This window comes from Siminovitchia jepli (genome assembly GCF_047228825.1).
Lineage (GTDB): Bacteria > Bacillota > Bacilli > Bacillales > Bacillaceae_C > Siminovitchia.
Genome location: NZ_JBFEGN010000030.1, coordinates 14,180 through 31,575 on the forward strand (window position 1 = coordinate 14,180; position 17,396 = coordinate 31,575).

Consider the following 17,396-nt stretch of genomic DNA (forward strand, 5'->3'; position numbering starts at 1 on the left):
ATAAACATGAATATATATCTCAACATTTAATCATCTCTCTTTTTTTTTAAAACGGCTCTATTATGGTCGATTTCTTGTTTTTTTCAGTAACCTGTCCACCAGTACCATTTTTACTTTTTCCGTTATGTGTAAGCCTGTTGTATTTTGTACTTTGAAAATATATCCTTCAGCTGTGCTTCGATGCAAATTCCCATTTCATTTTCAAATAAGAGTTTCATTTTTTGGGCGGTATGGGTTGCTTTTGAAACTTTGTTTTCCCGCAGCAGCAGCTCAATGTATTCAAAACAAAGTTCCTCATCAAACGGATCACGGCTGATCATTTTTTCATACAGCCTAAAACAATTCTGTACATCTTTTTTTTCGTATTCGTACAATGCAATCGTACGGGCAGTCTGGATATACGTTTTTCTGAAATATTCCCGCTCCTGTTCTAAAAACGTTTCGTATGGATATTCCTCCAAAAAGTCGCCCTTGTACAATTCTTCCGCTTTTTTCAAGTTTTTGATATTCCTTTTATCACGAACAAGCTCCATAAACCGGTGGATGTCCAAATCGATTTCGCTCACATCCAGCTCATACTGGTTTCCATGCCTCTTAATAAAGCGGGAGTGTACGCCTGATGAAAGACCAGGTTCCAGCGTTTTTCTCAGCACGGAAAGGGAAACGTTAAAAAGATTGTCCATGTTTCCGAGTGATCCTTCCGGGAAGACGGAATCGATGATCAAGTCTTTCTCTATTTTTTTCTGATAATGGGCAATAAAATACTGAAGAAGGCGAAGGCTGGAATGCCTTTTAATCGTGACAGGCTTTTCATTATACGTAATTTGAAAACGGCCAAGAGTTTGAATGACAAGAGGTTTTTGGGGCTTGTCTATCACTTTGGCTTCTGTTTTTGTCCTTAGGCGGTCGATGAGCCAATAAAAATTATTTTTTTGACAAATGTCTTTCATTTTTTGATATGTTTCTTTTGCCCTCACAGAATCGCCGAGCAAATTATACAAGTGGAACATCGATATGCCAACCATACACTGGTAATGTGTAAATAAAGCAAATGCACGATATGCTTTCTCCAAGCAGCTTTTCGCTTCTTTAAATTTCTCGCATTTCATGTAACTTTCCCCGAGCTCATGATTGGACCACCCAATGTCAAAGTCATTGTTAAAGCTTTTCGCTATGCTTACCGCTTTTTCTCCCCATTTAATTGCTTCAGTGAAATCTCCTTTTATACTGAACAATCTGCCCATTGTTGTATAAATGAAAGTCAGGGAGGATTTATCCTGCTCCTGGCAGATTGTCGCCGCTTTTTGGATGCAAGGGGCCGCTTTTTCCACATTTCCCTTATCCATATAAATGGTTGCCAATGTGTCCAGAGAGTGAATTCTTGTATGCGCAATCCTGTATTTTTCAGAAACAATGACGGCTTTTCTGACATATTCAATGGCAGTGTCGTACTTTTTTAAATATCTATTAATCTCGGCAATCAGGATTAAATTTAATGCACTCATGGCATGGTCGTGAAATTGCTCGGCGCTTTTTAATGATTCTTGGAAAAGATGTTCAGCCCTTACAATATCTCCGCGCATTAAATAAATAGTGGCAAGGCGGTGTTGCAGATTACAAAGCCACAATTCATTTTTCTTTTTCTTGGACAGGGATATATTTTCTTCAAATAGAGTTGTTAATTCTTGTAAGGTGGCAAGAGGAACGCAGCGAATTAAAAATAACGTATTATTTGCAAATGATTCACCTGCAGAAATTTCCTCAAGCCAGCCATCCAGTAAGAGCATTGATTCTACAGGATTATACAGATCCCGGATCAATCCCATTACTTTTGCCGCTTTAAAATAATCTTTTCCAATTGTGTAATGTGCAAAGGCATTGATCAGTTCATATCGGCTTTCATAAATCGCGGCAAGTTTAATATGTTCTTTCTTGTAATCGTCTTTCTTCATATCTTTAAAGTTTTGATATAACACTTGCCGGAAAAGCCGATGATAACGGATAATGCCCTGGTGGTCGCTGTATACGAACAAATGCTGGTTTAGTAAATGGTTTAATATGTCTTCGGAATGATCTATTCCCAAAAACTCATCAATAATCACGGGATCCAGCTCGGAAAACAGGCTGGTTTTGTATAAAAAAGCTTTGATGTAATCTGGCTGCACCTGTAAAACTTCCGCAGATAAATAATCATAAATGTCCTGAACGTTTGGAAAAGAAGACCATAAGGAAAAACGCTCCTGATGGTTCATCTTTCCAATCATTCCAAGGATTAGCTGGTAACTGGCGATCCAGCCTTCGGTTCTTTCAAAGATAAACTGGATTTCTTGCTCTTCGAGTTGCAGTTGATTCATTTCATTGAAAAAATTCCGTGTCTCCTCAAGGGTAAATGCCAGATCCGAAGTGGTTAATTCTTTATATTTGCGCTCCACTTTTAATCTAGCAATCGGCAATGTGGGACGGCCTCTGCTAATGACTATCACTTTGACCGCCGAAGATGCGTTTATTAATTCAATCATGAGCGGCTCAATTTCCGGGCTCTGATCAACCCATTGATAGTCGTCAAAAACAAGAAAGAGGGGCTCTGTTCGTTTTGACAACAGGGAGAGGAGAGCATCCCATTCATCCTCTGTACTTTCAGCAGGAATGATGGCGGGAGAAGCATCGACATCCATCTCTTTACAGATGCCTGCTTTCAAATAACTGAGAAAAATGTGGGCATACCGATCGGTATTTCCTAATTGATACCATACCGTGGAAATGTTTTTTTTTCGCAAATAAGTTGAAATCAACATCGTTTTTCCATAACCGCTGTCTGCCGCGACGACAATCAAGGAAGTATTGTCAATGGATTGATCCAATTCGGCAAACAAACGGTCTCTTATCAAAGATGGAGAGGAATCAGGCATTTGTAATTTATTTTCCTCGATCTTCATTACAATTCTCCTCTCATATGTAATTCAATGAAAACCTCCCGTATGTATCCGCTGTCATTTAATAGCATTGCAAGTGTAAATGTCAATTTCAGCTCTGATGTGTAAGTAATTTTGTAAGTTTTCAGTAAGTCTTTTGATCTATTATTAGTTTAAGTTAAATTCTCACCATATTCAATATAACTTTGAAGGGAGATTGACAATGACAAAAGAATACAAGCTGTTTATTGATGGCAAATGGACAGATGCTTATTCCGGAAAAACGTTTGAAACGTATAATCCCGGAACGGGAGAGGTGAATGCCGTTGTGGCGGAAGCCGGAAAGAAAGATGTGGACCGCGCAGTCCAAGCGGCTAGAAAAGCGTTTGAATCAAGCAAATGGAAAAACATGCCACCTGGTGAAAGAGGAAGATTGCTGTTTATGGCAGCCTTGAAAATGAGGGAAAAATTGGAGTATCTATCCGAAGTGGAATCCCGGGAATGCGGTTTGACGATCAAGGAAACACAGTTTATCGCAATACCGGCAACGATTGATGTGCTGGAGTTTTATGCGGGCCTGGCCAATAAGGTTCAGGGTGAAACATTGGCATCTCCGCCTGACAGGCTCAATTACACTCTCCGGGAACCTTTGGGAGTGGTCGGTGCCATCGTACCCTGGAATTTCCCACTGATGTTGGCCATGTGGAAAATTGCTCCGGCGCTGGCCGCGGGAAATACGGTTGTCATTAAACCGGCAGAGCAAACACCTTCCAGTTTGCTTGAACTCATGGAAATTTTTCAGGAAGCAGGCATACCGGACGGCGTTGTCAACGTTGTACCGGGTTTTGGAAAAGAAGCAGGAAGTGCATTGGCATCCCATCCGGGCATTGACAAGATTGCCTTTACCGGATCCACGGCAACAGGGCGATTCATCATGCAGGCAGCCAGCGAAAACTTGAAACCGCTCTCACTTGAGCTTGGGGGAAAGTCACCCAATCTCATTTTTGAAGATGCACATATTGAGAACGCTGTAAAAATGGCTGCTTTCGGCATTTACTTTGCACAAGGACAAGTTTGTGCCGCAGGATCGCGCATTTTTGTGCAGGACTCCATCTATGACGACTTTATGGATGCCTTTATAAAACAGGCAAAGTCCATAAAGGTTGGAAATCAATTGGAAATGTCCACGCAAATGGGACCGCAAATTTCCGAGACACAGCTTGAAAGAATAGAAGATTATGTGGCTGCAGGTCTGGATGACGGTGCTTCGCTGCTTACAGGTGGAGAAAGGCTAGCTGCTGAAAATGGATATTTCTATACACCAACGATTTTAGAAAATGTGTCCAATGAAATGAGAATTGCCCAGGAAGAAATTTTCGGCCCTGTTGCTTCAGTTATCCGATTCAAGGATGAAGAGGATGCATTAAGAAAAGCGAATGATACGATTTATGGCCTGGCTGCCGGCATTTGGACAAATGATATCAAACGCGGTCACAGAATTGCAAGGGGCCTCAAAGCCGGAACGGTCTGGATCAATACATACAGCCTGCTCGACAGTGCCGCTCCATTCGGCGGCACAAAACAAAGCGGATTCGGCCGGGAGCTGGGTGTTCAGGCCATGGACATGTATACCGAAACGAAACACGTATGGGTGGACTTGAATCCTGGTGCGATCGATTGGTATGGCGCTTGAGCCGTACTGTCAATATATTTTCACATCACATTTTTAGGAGGAATGATCAATGATGAAAACAACAGCAACTGCTCAAGTAAGTTTGGAAGAACTGCGTGAACTGGACAAAAAGCACTTTTTACATCCGATTACTCCGATTAAACAGCAGCAGACCGAAGGACCTGAACTGATTTTCGAATCAGGAAAGGGTATCCGTCTGACAGACGTTAGAGGTAAAGAGTACATTGACGGTGTATCCGCTTTGTGGAATGTTAATGTGGGCTATGGACGTAAAGAGCTGGCGGCTGCAGCCAGTGAGCAGATCATGAAGCTTTCCTATGGATCCTCCTTTTTCAACCAATCTCACGAAATGGTTATTCGATTGGCAACAAAGCTTGCCAGCATCGCACCCGGCGACTTGGATGTGGCTTTCTTTACTTCCGGCGGATCCGAATCCAATGAAACAGCCTTTAAAATTGTCCGTCACTATTGGAAGTTGAAAGGTAAGCCGGAAAAAAGATTAATCATCGGTTTGGAAAATGGATACCATGGCGTTGCAATGGGAACAACAAGTGCCACAGGGGTACCCGAATTTAAAGAGATGATTACGGAGATTGCACCGGGATTCCTTCACGCTTTGCCATATCAGACAGAGTGCGAAAAAGGGGACAAGTCTCACCCGAATTACGAAAGAAGCATCAGGGGGATCATTGAAAAAGAGGGGCCGGACAATATCGCGGCAGTCATTTTGGAGCCTGTCCAAGGGGTCGGTGGCGTCAACATTCCACCGGAGGGATATCTCAAAGCCATTCGTGAACTTTGTGATGAGCATGATATATTCATGATAACGGATGAAATCATAACAGGCTTCGGAAGAACTGGTAACATGTTCGGCGTTGAGAACTGGGATGTCGTTCCTGACCTGATGAGTGTTGCAAAAGGGATTACAAGCGGCTACGTTCAGTTGGGTGCCGTGATGATGTCAAGCAAGCTCAGAGATGAATTGGCAGACATGTCAGAAGGCCCTATGTTCCATGGATTCACATACAGCGGACATCCGGTAGCGTGTGCAGTGGCACTCAGGAATATTGAAATCATCGAAAATGAAGGCTTGGTTGAAAATGCCCGCCTTATGGGAGAAGAGCTGTTAAAAGGGTTGAAATACCTGGAAGAAAAGCACGAGATTACTGCGAAGGCAAGAGGAATCGGGTTGATGGCCGGCATCGAATTGTTCAAGGACCGTGAAAAAGGTGAGGGCTTTGCGCCTGATGTATATGCGGCCATGGCCGTTGTGGACGAGTGCAAGAAGCGCAATCTTATTTTGCGGCCGCTCACATTCGGGGGAATCAACTGCGTAGCGATCGCACCTCCGTTAATTGTCCAAAAGCAGGACATTGAAACGATCATCGACACTCTTTCCGATTCCATCAAAGCGTTTGAACAAAAAGTGCTTTAAACATCTGATGAATGACTGTCCCAGGATAAAAAAAGACTTTTTTGGGACAGTCTTCTTTTCTCCAAATCTAGTAACCGATTTCAAAAGAAAGGAAGTGTTCCGAGTGGAAGCGAGCAGAACATCTGATGCAGCGATCCAGAAACCTTATGCAGCTACGGATGCTGACCAATTGAAGAAAGTGTTCAAAACCAAGGATTTGGTTGTATTTGGACTCGTTTTTATGGCCCCGGTTTCCGCGCAAACGCTGTTTGGCGAATTGTCCATGGTTTCCCGGGGGCATGCCGTCCTTTCCTATCTCGTTGCGCTTGTGGCAATGATTTTTACAGCAGCCAGTTATGGAAAAATGGCGAACGCTTTTCCGGCCGCAGGTTCGACATACAGCTATACGGCTAAAGCGATCCACCCGGCTGTCGGCTTTATCGCAGGCTGGACCATTTTGCTTGATTATTTAATGATGCCGATTTTGCTGACAAAATTGAGTGCTCTGTTTTCTTTGGAATTATTGCCAAATGTTCCTTATTGGATAATGTTGCTCGTATTTTTTGTTCCGATTACTTTATTCAATTATTACGGTACGGTGATTACAGCCCGGGTCAATATGGTGATGACCGCGGCCATGCTGTTCAGTTTGGTTATTTTTATTCTGTTTGCTATGATACATCTGGTCCGTGCGGGCGGAATAGGCAATCTTTTTGAAATAGAAGGCATTTTTAATATCAATACTTTTTCGATGGATGCGCTTGCTGCCGGTGCTTCTATTGCGGTATTATCGTATCTTGGATTCGATGCTGTAACAACAATGGCCGAGGACTCAAAAGAAACGGGAAAGATCGTTGGAAGGGCGGCGGTCATTGCTTTGCTGTTTGCTTCTTTTTTCTATATTTTACAAGTTTATTTTGCAACACTCGTTGCGCCTGACTTTAACGCTTTTTCATCACAGGATACGGCTTTCTTTGAAATCGCAACAAAGGTCGGGGGCGGCGCGTTGGCGACTGTCTGTACGGTGATTATTGCCATTACAGGCATTGCGACTGGACTGGCCGGCCAATCTTCCGGATCGCGGATTTTATACGGCATGGGGCGTGACAGGGTGCTGCCGGCTATTTTCGCCCGGCTCCATCCAAAGCATAAAAGTCCGTATGCGAGCATTATGATTTTGGCGGTAACCGGTTATTGCGGAGCCTTGCTGCTTCCTTTGTCCCTTATTTTTTCCATCATGGTATTCGGGGCACTGATCGGGTTCACATGTGTCAACATTTCTGTTTTTGTCGCATTTTTCATGAAAAAGAAACAGCGGTCAGGAAAGTATCTTTTGCTTCATTTGCTGTTTCCTCTACTTGGGGTGTTTGTTTGCTTAAACATTCTATTTGGAATGGATGCCATTGGCATAACGGTCGGTTTTTCCTGGATGATGACGGGAGCCATTGTTTTACTCCTTAGAATGAGGGCTGTAAAAAAGAGCGGTGGAAAGGATCCTTTCAAATTGGATATGTAATGTTACACAGATAAGATGGTGACTGTCAAAAAAGGAAGACAGTCACTATCCACTTTTATTTCACTGCTTTAATCAAGTCATATGCTTTCAAAGCGGTTTCGATCGCAATCCTTTTATTCGGATTCATGAAATCTGAACCCAGCAGCTGCTCGATTTTTTCAAGCCGGTGATAAAGGGTTTGCCGGACGATAAACAGTTTCTCGGCTGCCTCTTTTTTAGCCCCGCCGCATTCAAGATACACTTTTAAGGTTTGAAAAAGATCACTTTCTGTTGTTCTGTCGTATTCCAGTATGGGTCCCAGATAATCCAATACATATGCTTCAAGTTCGCCGGTATTTTTTAATGGAAGAAATAGCCTGTAAATTCCAATCTCATCATATAAATAAACGTTCGCGTGAATGCCGATCACTTCTTTTGCCTCTTTATAGCTTTTTGTTAATTGCTCTAGCCGGGAATAATCTCGGCCAATTCCGATGGCGTATTTCTTTCCGAACAAAAGCTTTTTCTCGTTATTTTCATCTATATGCTGGATGATTCTTTTTAAATTTTCCACTGCCTTTTCTTTTTCTTCCCCAATAAACGCTGCAATCACTGCGATTTCATCCTTTGTAGCTGATACAGCGGGGGAAAATCCATGCCTTTTAAAAAGGGACCGTATCAGCATTGTCCTTTGCAAGTTAATGTCTTCCCATTCTTCTTCGCTGAATTCCTGGTCGAACGGTTGAAATTGAAGGACAAATACCCGAAAACACATGTCCATATGCATAAATGGCAGGTGGGTGTGCATTTCGTTTTCATCAAACTCCCGCCCCTGCAAAATATTCCGTACGAACTTATCTTCGGAATGCTGCTTCCTTTCCTCGATTGTCCTGTTCCTTAACATGATTTGTGCAATCGACAGGGCTGCCCGGTCAAGAATGAGATAATGAAATTCTTCCGGTGCGGAGCTGGTAGTATGGAGGAAAAGGCATCCCCATGTGTGTCCGGGTCCTTTTACCGGCATGACCACGAAAGTCTCATTTTCAATGTTGATGGTCTGCTGTTGGCGGATTTTATTTTTATCCATTTCGAAATAGTGTACAGCTATATCATGTAGTTCCTTTTGGTCTGCAGGAAAATAAAAGCCCCTGCCTTCAGCAGGCAAAAACATAACGGTATGATGGAAATATTGATACAGCTCCTGTAAAATTTTTAAGATGCCATTGGAGGACATGGACAGTTCGATGAATTTTCTCGAAGAAGTATCGAGGTAACTTAACAAGTCATAATGTCTATTAATAATCAAGCTATGGAGATCTTGCGTAATATCCACGAATTTTACCGTTTCTTCAAACAGGATAATAGGAAAATCATGCTCGTTCGCCAGCTCCAATATGTCCTCATGAATTTCCCGAAAATATTGCCCCCTCTCGATACAAATGCCGGCCGCATTCGATTGGATCAACTTTTTAACAAATGTAAGCTGGACATGAAAATCGGTTTGGAGCCCGACACCTGTTGTCAGAATCAATTCCCCACCGTGGATGAGTGACTCGAAATCCGCTACTTCCAATACGTGCACCCAGCGGATAATCCGGCCCAATCCTCTCGAACCCGCCAAAACCTTTGCATGTTTAAAATGCTCCCTTGAAAGAATATCCTTTACCTTTAACGTAAATTCATTCATCATGACGGTGGCCCCCAATATGTAAAATGAATGGTTCCAACATTTTACACTTTGTATAATGATTTGCTTGCGAATTGTTTGTAAAATTGATTATGAAGTGAAAGTACTTTAGAGTCAACCATTAATCTAGTAAAGATTAGGAGGAGAAAAGTTGAGTACAGTGGCAAAAAATACGAAAACGCTTGCAAATTTTATAAATGGACAATGGGTAAAATCAAAGACTGAAAAATATGAGGACGTGCCAAATCCGGCAACAGGTGAACTGCTGGCCAAAGTACCAATTTCAACGAAAGGGGATTTGGATGGAGCAGTCCAGGCCGCTAAAGAAGCCTTTAAAACATGGAAAAACACGCCTGTTCCGCAGCGTGCAAGAATTTTATTCAAATACCACCAGCTTCTTGTGAAAGAGTGGGATGAGCTGGCGCGGCTCATTACAATCGAGAATGGCAAAAATTTCAACGAGGCATATGGAGAGGTTCAAAGGGGAATTGAGTGTGTTGAATTTGCGGCTGGAGCGCCTTCCTTGATGATGGGAACGCAGCTTCCTGATATCGCCACTAATATCGAATCGGGGATGTATCGCTATCCGTTGGGCGTTATTGGCGGGATTACACCGTTCAACTTCCCGATGATGGTTCCTTGCTGGATGTTCCCGCTCGCCATTGCCTGCGGCAACACATTTGTCTTAAAGCCGTCTGAAAGAACCCCGCTTCTTGCCAATCGTTTGGCAGAATTGCTTCAGGAAGCGGGGCTCCCTGCAGGGGTATTTAACATTGTTCACGGTGCCCATGATGTCGTAAACGGCATTTTAAGCCATCCCGATATTCCGGCGGTCTCCTTTGTCGGCTCACAACCGGTTGCAGAATATGTGTATAAAACAGGTACTTCCCATGGAAAAAGGGTTCAGGCGCTTGCCGGGGCCAAAAACCATACGATCGTCCTTCCGGACGCAGACTTGGAATCAGCGGCAACAAACATTTTCAATGCTGCGTTCGGTTCGGCTGGTGAGCGCTGCATGGCCTGTTCCGTTGTTGTGGCTGTGGAAGACATTGCCGATGAATTGGTTCAAAAGCTTGTGCAAAAAGCCGACAGCATCAAAATGGGAGACGGTCTTCAGGAAGATGTATTCCTTGGCCCGGTTATTCGTGATGCCCATAAAGAAAAAACACTGGGCTACATTGAATCGGGCATCGAAGAAGGAGCGAAACTTGTGCGTGACGGCCGCAAGGATGAGTCACTATCGGAAGGCGGCTACTTTGTCGGTCCGACTATTTTTGAAAATGTAACACAAGACATGAAAATTTGGAAAGAAGAAATATTCGCCCCGGTCTTGTCCGTTGTCCGCGTGAAAGACTTGGATGAAGCGATTGCTTTTACAAATAAATCCGAATTCGCGAATGGTGCCTGCCTCTTTACCGACAGTGCGAAAGCAATCCGCAAGTTCCGGGAAGAAATCGACGCTGGCATGCTTGGCATTAATCTGGGAGTACCCGCACCAATGGCATTTTTCCCATTCTCCGGCTACAAAAAGTCATTCTACGGGGATCTTCATGCCAACGGACGCGATGGCATCGAATTTTACACGCGCAAGAAAATGGTGACGCAGCGTCACGCCTATTAATATCATTTTATACCTGGAAGGTTATAACAGACGACAGGAAGGAGAAAGGACATGGCAACAACCCAAACAGATTCATTGATTGATAGAGACCGCCAAAATGTTTGGCACCATATCTCCCCTTATAGCGAAGCAAGCCCGCCGACCGTTTTTACAGAAGCGAAAGGGGCCTGGCTGACCGATCATAAGGGAAACAAAGTGCTGGATGGCATGTCAGGTTTGTGGTGTGTAAATGTAGGATACGGAAGAGAAGAGCTCGCGAAAGCGGCCTATGACCAGATGATTAAAATGACGTATACGCCGATGACCCAAAGCCACCAGCCAGCAATTGACCTTGCTGAAAAATTAAATGAATACTTGGATGACGATTATATGATTTTTTACTCCAACAGCGGATCTGACGCGAACGAGGTAGCCTTTAAGATTGCCAGGCAATATCATCAGCAAAATGGGGAGTCTTCCCGCTTCAAATTCATTTCCCGCTACCGCGCCTATCATGGCAGCTCAATGGGGGCGTTGTCGGCAACGGGGCAGGCGTTAAGAAAATATAAATATGAACCGCTTGTTCCGGGTTTCTTGCATGTGGCGCCGCCGGACAGCTATAGAAGGCCGGCAGGAATGTCGGTAGAAGAATTTAATATTCAAAAAGCCCGGGAATTTGAGGAAAAAATTATTTGGGAACAAAAGGAAACGATTGCCGGCATCATTATGGAACCGCTCATTACCGGTGGTGGAGTCATTATTCCACATCCTGTCTACATGGAGAAGGTTCAGGAAATATGCAAGAAGTATGGGGTTCTTCTCATCATTGACGAAGTGATTTGCGGCTTTGGAAGAACAGGTAAAATGTTCGGCCATATGCATTTCAATATAAAGCCCGACATTATTTCCATGGCAAAAGGACTGACAAGTGCGTACTTGCCTCTGTCGGTAACGGCTGTCAGAAAAGACATTTACGAAGTATTCAAGAAAAGCGAAGAAAACAGCCATTTCCGCCATGTCAATACATTCGGCGGCAACCCTGCAGCGTGTGCGTTGGCGTTGAAAAACCTGGAAATAATGGAAAGGGAAAATCTCGTAGCCCGTTCTGCAAAGTTGGGAGAGCGCTTAAAGAATGAGCTGGCAGAACTAAAGGACCATCCTTGCGTTGGCGATATTCGGGGCATGGGCTTCCTGATGGGCATTGAATTGGTTGAAGATAAAGAAACGAAGGAACCTGCAAACAATGAACGGGTAGGCAAGATCATCTCCGAATGCAGGGCAAAAGGGCTCATTATTGGGAAAAATGGAGATACAGTGGCAGGCTATAACAATATTTTGACATTATCCCCACCACTTTCCTGTACAGATGAAGATGTCGATTTCATTATTTCAACCATTAAAGAAGTTTTTCATCATCATAAAAACTAATGATAACGGGGATATTAAACAGGGATGTTTTCATGCATCCCTGTTTGTTCACGAAAATACTAAAAATGTTTTTCTGGAATGCTTTCGTTTAAAGAATGAAAGTGATATATTCTAGATGTGGCTAGTTAGAACATGTTAGGAGGAAGTATGATGATTATTGGTGTACCTAAGGAAATTAAAAGCAATGAAAATCGTGTAGCCATGACACCTGCCGGTGCATATACATTAACCCAAGCAGGACATGAAGTACATATCGAAACAGGTGCGGGGCTTGGATCAAGTTTTACCGACGAAGAGTATGTCCAAGCTGGTGCGAAAATTGTCAACAGCGCCAAAGAAGCTTGGGATGCCGAAATGGTCATGAAAGTTAAGGAGCCTCTCGAGGAAGAGTTCGGTTACTTCCGTGAAGGGTTGGTCCTTTTCACATACTTGCATCTTGCAGCAGAACCGGCTTTGACGAAAGCACTTGTAGAAAATAAAGTGGTTGCCATTGCTTATGAAACTGTACAGCTTCCAAACCGCTCACTTCCGCTTCTTTCCCCAATGAGTGAAGTTGCAGGAAGAATGGCTACACAAATCGGTGCGCAATTCCTTTCCAAAACATACGGAGGAAAAGGAAAACTTCTTGCGGGCATCCCGGGTGTGGAACGTGGAAAAGTGACCGTTATCGGTGGCGGACAAGCCGGTACAAACGCTGCGAAAATGGCAGTTGGACTTGGTGCCGACGTAACAGTTATCGACCTGAATGTAGATCGTCTGCGCCAGCTTGACGATATCTTCGGCAACGATATTAAAACATTAGTGTCAAACCCGTTCAACATCGCCAATGCAGTGAAAGATTCCGACCTGGTGATCGGTGCGGTCCTGATTCCTGGAGCTAAAGCGCCTAAACTTGTTTCCGAAGAAATGGTTAAATCCATGTCGCCAGGATCTGTGCTTGTTGACATCGCGATCGACCAAGGCGGTATTTTTGAAACGAGTGACAGAGTGACAACACACGACAATCCAACATATGAAAAACATGGCGTTGTTCACTATGCTGTCGCCAACATGCCTGGGGCTGTTCCACAAACATCAACGATGGGATTGACCAACGTAACAGTTCCTTATGCACTTCAAATTGCCAACAAGGGCTATAAGCAAGCTTGCTTGGATAACGAAGCTCTTTTCAAAGGAATCAACGTCCTTGATGGAAAAGTTACATTCAAAGCCGTTGCAGAAGACCTTGGCTACGAATTCGTTGACGCAAAAGAATTATTATAATCAAAAAAAGCTGCCACCCGGGATTTCCCGGGTGGTTTTTTACGGATTTTGCTTGAACGCCGCAGAATACGAGCGGGGCAGCACGCAGATTTCTGCTCTAACTTCCAGTAACGGCAAACCCCTATCACGTTCCAACTCCGATTATTCTACTATTTGCAGCGTTTTTGGATATGTCGTCAGCACCCGTACGCCGTTTTCAGTTACGAGCACGTCATCCTCAATCCGCACCCCCGCAAAGCCCGGTATGTAAATTCCCGGCTCGATGGTAAAAACCATGCCTGGTTCCAGTTCAAGTTCATTTGTTTCGTTCACGGACGGATATTCGTGTACGCCGATTCCAAGACCGTGTCCCAGCCGGTGGGAGAAATATTCGCCATATCCGGCCTCTGAGATGATCTTTCGTGCCGCAATGTCCAGTTCGTTTGCCGGAATCCCCGGTTTCGTAAGCTGAATGGCCGTTTCCTGGGCTTTAAGAACGGTTTCGTAAATCTTTTTCTGTTCATCAGTTACCTCGCCAAAGGCAACTGTCCTGGTAATGTCGGAACAATATCCGTTATAAGAAACACCCAGGTCAAATAAGACGAAATCTCCCTGTTTTATTTTCGTGTCTCCTGGTATACCATGCGGGGAAGCCGCGTTTGCCCCGACGAGAACGGTCGAAGAAAAGGCCATCCCGGCTCCTTTTTTCTTGATTTCGTATTCAATGGCCGCAACAAGGTCAACTTCTGTTTTTCCTTCCGCTATTTCATTGACGCCAACTTCCACTGCAAAATCAACAAGTTCACACGCTTTTTGCAATAGCTCGATTTCTTTGCTGTCTTTGATCAGGCGCAGTTCGTTGAGAAATGGTTCGGCAGGGAGAAATGAAGCATCCGGGTACAGTCTCTGCAATTCTTCGAACCTTGCAATATTTAAATGGTCTTTTTCGATTGCAATGGACTTTATCTTATTCAGGCGGGCACTAATGCGTTTTTCAATAAGGTTCCAAGGATCGTCCGCATCACTATATCCGATAATTTCCTCGTTCCATCCGGCCTGTTTTGCCTCTTCCGCCTCCATTTTCGGACAAACAAGAATCGGTTCTTTCTCCTGAAATATGATGAGGGCGAGCAGCCGTTCGTGAGGTTCACATTGAAAACCTGTCAAATAAAAAACATTGTCAGGCGAGGTTACAAAAGCCGCGTCAATTTGTTTTCGTTTCAGTCCATCTTTCAAGTTTTGAAGCCTTCGATTCATGGCCAATCACTCCCTTTTTCTTTATTAAATACAATATCATGTTAAGCGTTTGCATGAAAGAAATATAGATTATTTGGCAGGAAAACTGCAAATGGTTTAGAATGATTTTAGTTGAGGAATTTTTAAAAAAAAGGAGTGCTGCTGCAAGATGAAGATATCTTATCACGGACATTCGATCGTTAAAATTGAAACGAACGGCAACACAATATTGATCGACCCGTTTATTACGGGCAACGAGCTGACTGATTTAAAGGCAGAAAACGAAAACCCCGATGTGATTATCTTAACCCACGGGCATTCGGATCATGTCGGAGATACGGTTGAGCTGGCCAAACGATGCCATTCCCTCGTTGTTGCACCGAATGAACTTGCTACATATATCGGATGGCAAGGGGTTCAAACGCACCCGATGCACATTGGCGGATCCCGCGAGTTTGACTTTGGAAAAATTAAATTTACACAGGCTTTTCACGGATCGGCGATTTTTACGGAAGATCAGCAAATCATTTATTTGGGAATGCCTGCAGGCGTGCTGTTCATGACTGAAGGAAAAACAATTTATCACGCGGGTGATACAGCGCTGTTTTCAGATATGAAGCTAATCGGTGAGCGTCACCCCATTGATCTTGCTTTCTTGCCGATCGGCGACAACTTTACAATGGGACCGGAGGATGCCGCACTGGCAGCAGAATTCCTGCAAGCAAAAACTGTTGTTCCGATCCACTATAATACATTTCCGCCAATCAAGCAGGATCCCGGCCAATTTATCGGGATGCTGAAAGAAGGCCTGAACGGGAAAGTAATGAAACCGGGCGACGCCATCGAACTTTAAGCATAACCCCCTGCATACACTCGTAAGTTGTATGGAGGGGGTTTTTACATGAACAACCGATACCTGCTTTGCCTGTTGTTATGTTGCGCTCTTATTTACATGGCGGTGCCGAGGATGGACATATATGGTCCGGGACTGGAAAGTATATTCTCGATCTCATGGATTGTCTTTGCTCTTCTCGTTTTTGCCGGGAATTTGGCAGCAATTCTGTTTCCAAAAAAAACCCGAAAAAAAAATCTAATGAAAACCGGCCAAAAAAATACCAAAGGCAAAAGAATGCGGGCCAATGGTTAGTCATAAGTTTGATGCAGCGGGCTTTTCCCGATATAATGGAAATAATAAATAACTGTACGGTTCAGGAAAAGGGTGAAAAGCTTGTCAACGAAGCATGAACAAATCATTCGTCATATCGACGGCCTTCCCGTTGGCGAAAAAATCTCCGTCCGTCAAATTGCGAAAGCTTTAAATGTGAGTGAAGGAACGGCGTACAGAGCCATTAAAGATGCTGAAAACAGAGGGTACGTCAGTACAATCGAACGGGTCGGCACCATTCGGATCGAACGCAAGAAAAAAGAGAATATCGAAAAGCTGACCTTTGCGGAAGTCGTCAATATTATAGATGGACAAGTATTGGGGGGGAAGGCGGGCCTTCATAAAACGCTCAATAAATTTGTCATCGGCGCCATGAAGCTCGATGCGATGATGAGATATACCGGCCCCGGCAACTTGTTGATTGTCGGCAATCGGACAAAGGCCCATGAATATGCTCTGAAGGCGGGAGCCGCCGTTTTGATTACAGGCGGATTTGATGCGGAAGATCACGTCAAGCAGCTTGCCGATGAATTGGAGCTCCCTATTTTATCGACAAGCTATGATTCATTTACCGTGGCCACAATGATCAACAGGGCGATTTATGACCAATTGATCAAAAAGGAAATCGTTCTTGTGGAAGATATTTTTATCCCGCTTGAAAAAACGATCAGCATGTTAACAACGGAAAAAGTGGCCGACTGGTATGCGCTGAAAGAAAAAACAGATCACAGCAGGTTTCCGATCATTGATGCAAATGGAAAAGTGCAGGGAATGGTCACCGGAAAGGATGTTATCGGGAAGGATCCCAATTTGGGAATCGAAAAGGTAATGACCAAAAATCCGATAACCACCTCGAAAAAAATGAGTGTTGCATCAGTTGCACATATGATGATCTGGGAAGCAATCGAAGTTCTTCCTGTTGTTGATAACCATCAGAAATTGGTAGGGATTATCAGCCGCCAAGACGTCTTAAAGGCGCTTCAAATGATTCAAAGGCAGCCGCAAGTTGGCGAGACGCTGGATGATACGGTTTCGAAACAATTGTTCAGCAGCAAGGAGGGCGGAGAGCCGGCGTTTCAATTCGAGGTAACGCCGCAAATGACGAGCCAGCTTGGTACAATCTCATATGGTGTATTTACTTCTATCGTGGCAGAATCGGCCAACCGGTTTTTCCGAATGAAGAAAAAGGGAGAGCTCACTGTGGAGAGCATGACCATTTATTTTCTGAAGCCTGTCCAAATGGACAGCATGATCGAAATTGTTCCTAAAATATTGGAAGCCGGCCGCAAATACGGAAAGCTGGATGTTGAGGCATATAACAACGGCGAAATTGTTGGTAAAGCATTAATGATGTGCCGCCTGATTGATAAATAAAGGCTTTCGATAAGGATGTATAGAATGGACGGGCACTGCGTGTTTCACCCGTGCATTTTCTATTTCCCCCGATATTTTTGCACAAGAAGGAAAGCGCAAGCGCCTTGCTCAGCACGGGCAGATAAGGCGAAGCACGCAGGAGGCTCCGCC

At 44.0% G+C, this 17,396-nt stretch carries 12 protein-coding genes; 9 read left to right on the plus strand and 3 right to left on the minus strand.

Translation table 11 applies throughout. From position 1 onward, the window contains the following. Positions 1-122: 122 nt before the first annotated feature. Entirely contained in the window at positions 123-2,936 is a 2,814-nt protein-coding gene (locus tag AB1L08_RS11610; protein ID WP_413064821.1) for an AfsR/SARP family transcriptional regulator, read from the minus strand. A gap of 199 nt (positions 2,937-3,135) precedes the next feature. Between AB1L08_RS11610 and AB1L08_RS11615 the strand changes: the two genes are divergently transcribed. From AB1L08_RS11615 to AB1L08_RS11625, 3 genes are all read left to right on the plus strand, one after another. Next, complete coding sequence (locus AB1L08_RS11615; protein WP_413064822.1) at positions 3,136-4,605, plus strand: aldehyde dehydrogenase family protein; 1,470 nt, start codon at positions 3,136-3,138, stop codon at positions 4,603-4,605. Between the two features lie 49 nt (positions 4,606-4,654). Continuing rightward, a complete protein-coding gene (locus AB1L08_RS11620; RefSeq protein WP_413064823.1) occupies positions 4,655-6,040 on the plus strand; it encodes an aminotransferase family protein in 1,386 nt (461 codons plus the stop codon). A gap of 103 nt (positions 6,041-6,143) precedes the next feature. Continuing rightward, positions 6,144-7,535, plus strand: coding sequence for an APC family permease (locus AB1L08_RS11625; protein WP_413064824.1), 1,392 nt, complete (start codon positions 6,144-6,146; stop codon positions 7,533-7,535). 55 nt (positions 7,536-7,590) lie between these two features. Here AB1L08_RS11625 and AB1L08_RS11630 read toward each other — a convergent pair whose 3' ends face one another. After that, on the minus strand, positions 7,591-9,204 hold the full coding sequence (locus tag AB1L08_RS11630; protein WP_413064825.1) for a PucR family transcriptional regulator: 1,614 nt from the start codon (positions 9,202-9,204) through the stop codon (positions 7,591-7,593). A gap of 148 nt (positions 9,205-9,352) precedes the next feature. On the opposite strand from AB1L08_RS11630, the gene AB1L08_RS11635 reads away from it, so the two are divergent. The 3 genes from AB1L08_RS11635 (at position 9,353) to ald (ending at position 13,492) form a co-directional block, all read left to right on the plus strand. After that, positions 9,353-10,822, plus strand: a complete 1,470-nt coding sequence (locus AB1L08_RS11635) for a CoA-acylating methylmalonate-semialdehyde dehydrogenase (protein WP_413064826.1) — start codon at positions 9,353-9,355, stop codon at positions 10,820-10,822. Positions 10,823-10,873: 51 nt separating this feature from the next. Then, positions 10,874-12,229, plus strand: coding sequence for an aspartate aminotransferase family protein (locus tag AB1L08_RS11640; RefSeq protein ID WP_413064827.1), 1,356 nt, complete (start codon positions 10,874-10,876; stop codon positions 12,227-12,229). 150 nt (positions 12,230-12,379) lie between these two features. Continuing rightward, positions 12,380-13,492: an alanine dehydrogenase gene (gene ald, locus AB1L08_RS11645; protein ID WP_413064828.1), complete on the plus strand. Its 1,113-nt coding sequence runs from the start codon at positions 12,380-12,382 to the stop codon at positions 13,490-13,492. A 141-nt stretch (positions 13,493-13,633) separates the two neighbouring features. On the opposite strand, the gene AB1L08_RS11650 is transcribed toward ald, so the two are convergent. Then, positions 13,634-14,728, minus strand: a complete 1,095-nt coding sequence (locus tag AB1L08_RS11650) for a M24 family metallopeptidase (protein WP_413064829.1) — start codon at positions 14,726-14,728, stop codon at positions 13,634-13,636. Positions 14,729-14,876: 148 nt separating this feature from the next. On the opposite strand from AB1L08_RS11650, the gene AB1L08_RS11655 reads away from it, so the two are divergent. From AB1L08_RS11655 to AB1L08_RS11665, 3 genes are all read left to right on the plus strand, one after another. After that, positions 14,877-15,560 carry a metal-dependent hydrolase gene (locus AB1L08_RS11655; RefSeq protein WP_413064830.1) on the plus strand — a complete coding sequence of 228 codons (684 nt, stop codon included), beginning with the start codon at positions 14,877-14,879 and terminating at the stop codon, positions 15,558-15,560. A gap of 48 nt (positions 15,561-15,608) precedes the next feature. Then, positions 15,609-15,854 carry a hypothetical protein gene (locus AB1L08_RS11660; protein ID WP_413064831.1) on the plus strand — a complete coding sequence of 82 codons (246 nt, stop codon included), beginning with the start codon at positions 15,609-15,611 and terminating at the stop codon, positions 15,852-15,854. A gap of 81 nt (positions 15,855-15,935) precedes the next feature. Further along, positions 15,936-17,246 (plus strand): DRTGG domain-containing protein, encoded by a 1,311-nt coding sequence (locus AB1L08_RS11665; RefSeq protein ID WP_413064832.1) that lies wholly within the window; start codon positions 15,936-15,938, stop codon positions 17,244-17,246. Positions 17,247-17,396: the final 150 nt, after the last annotated feature.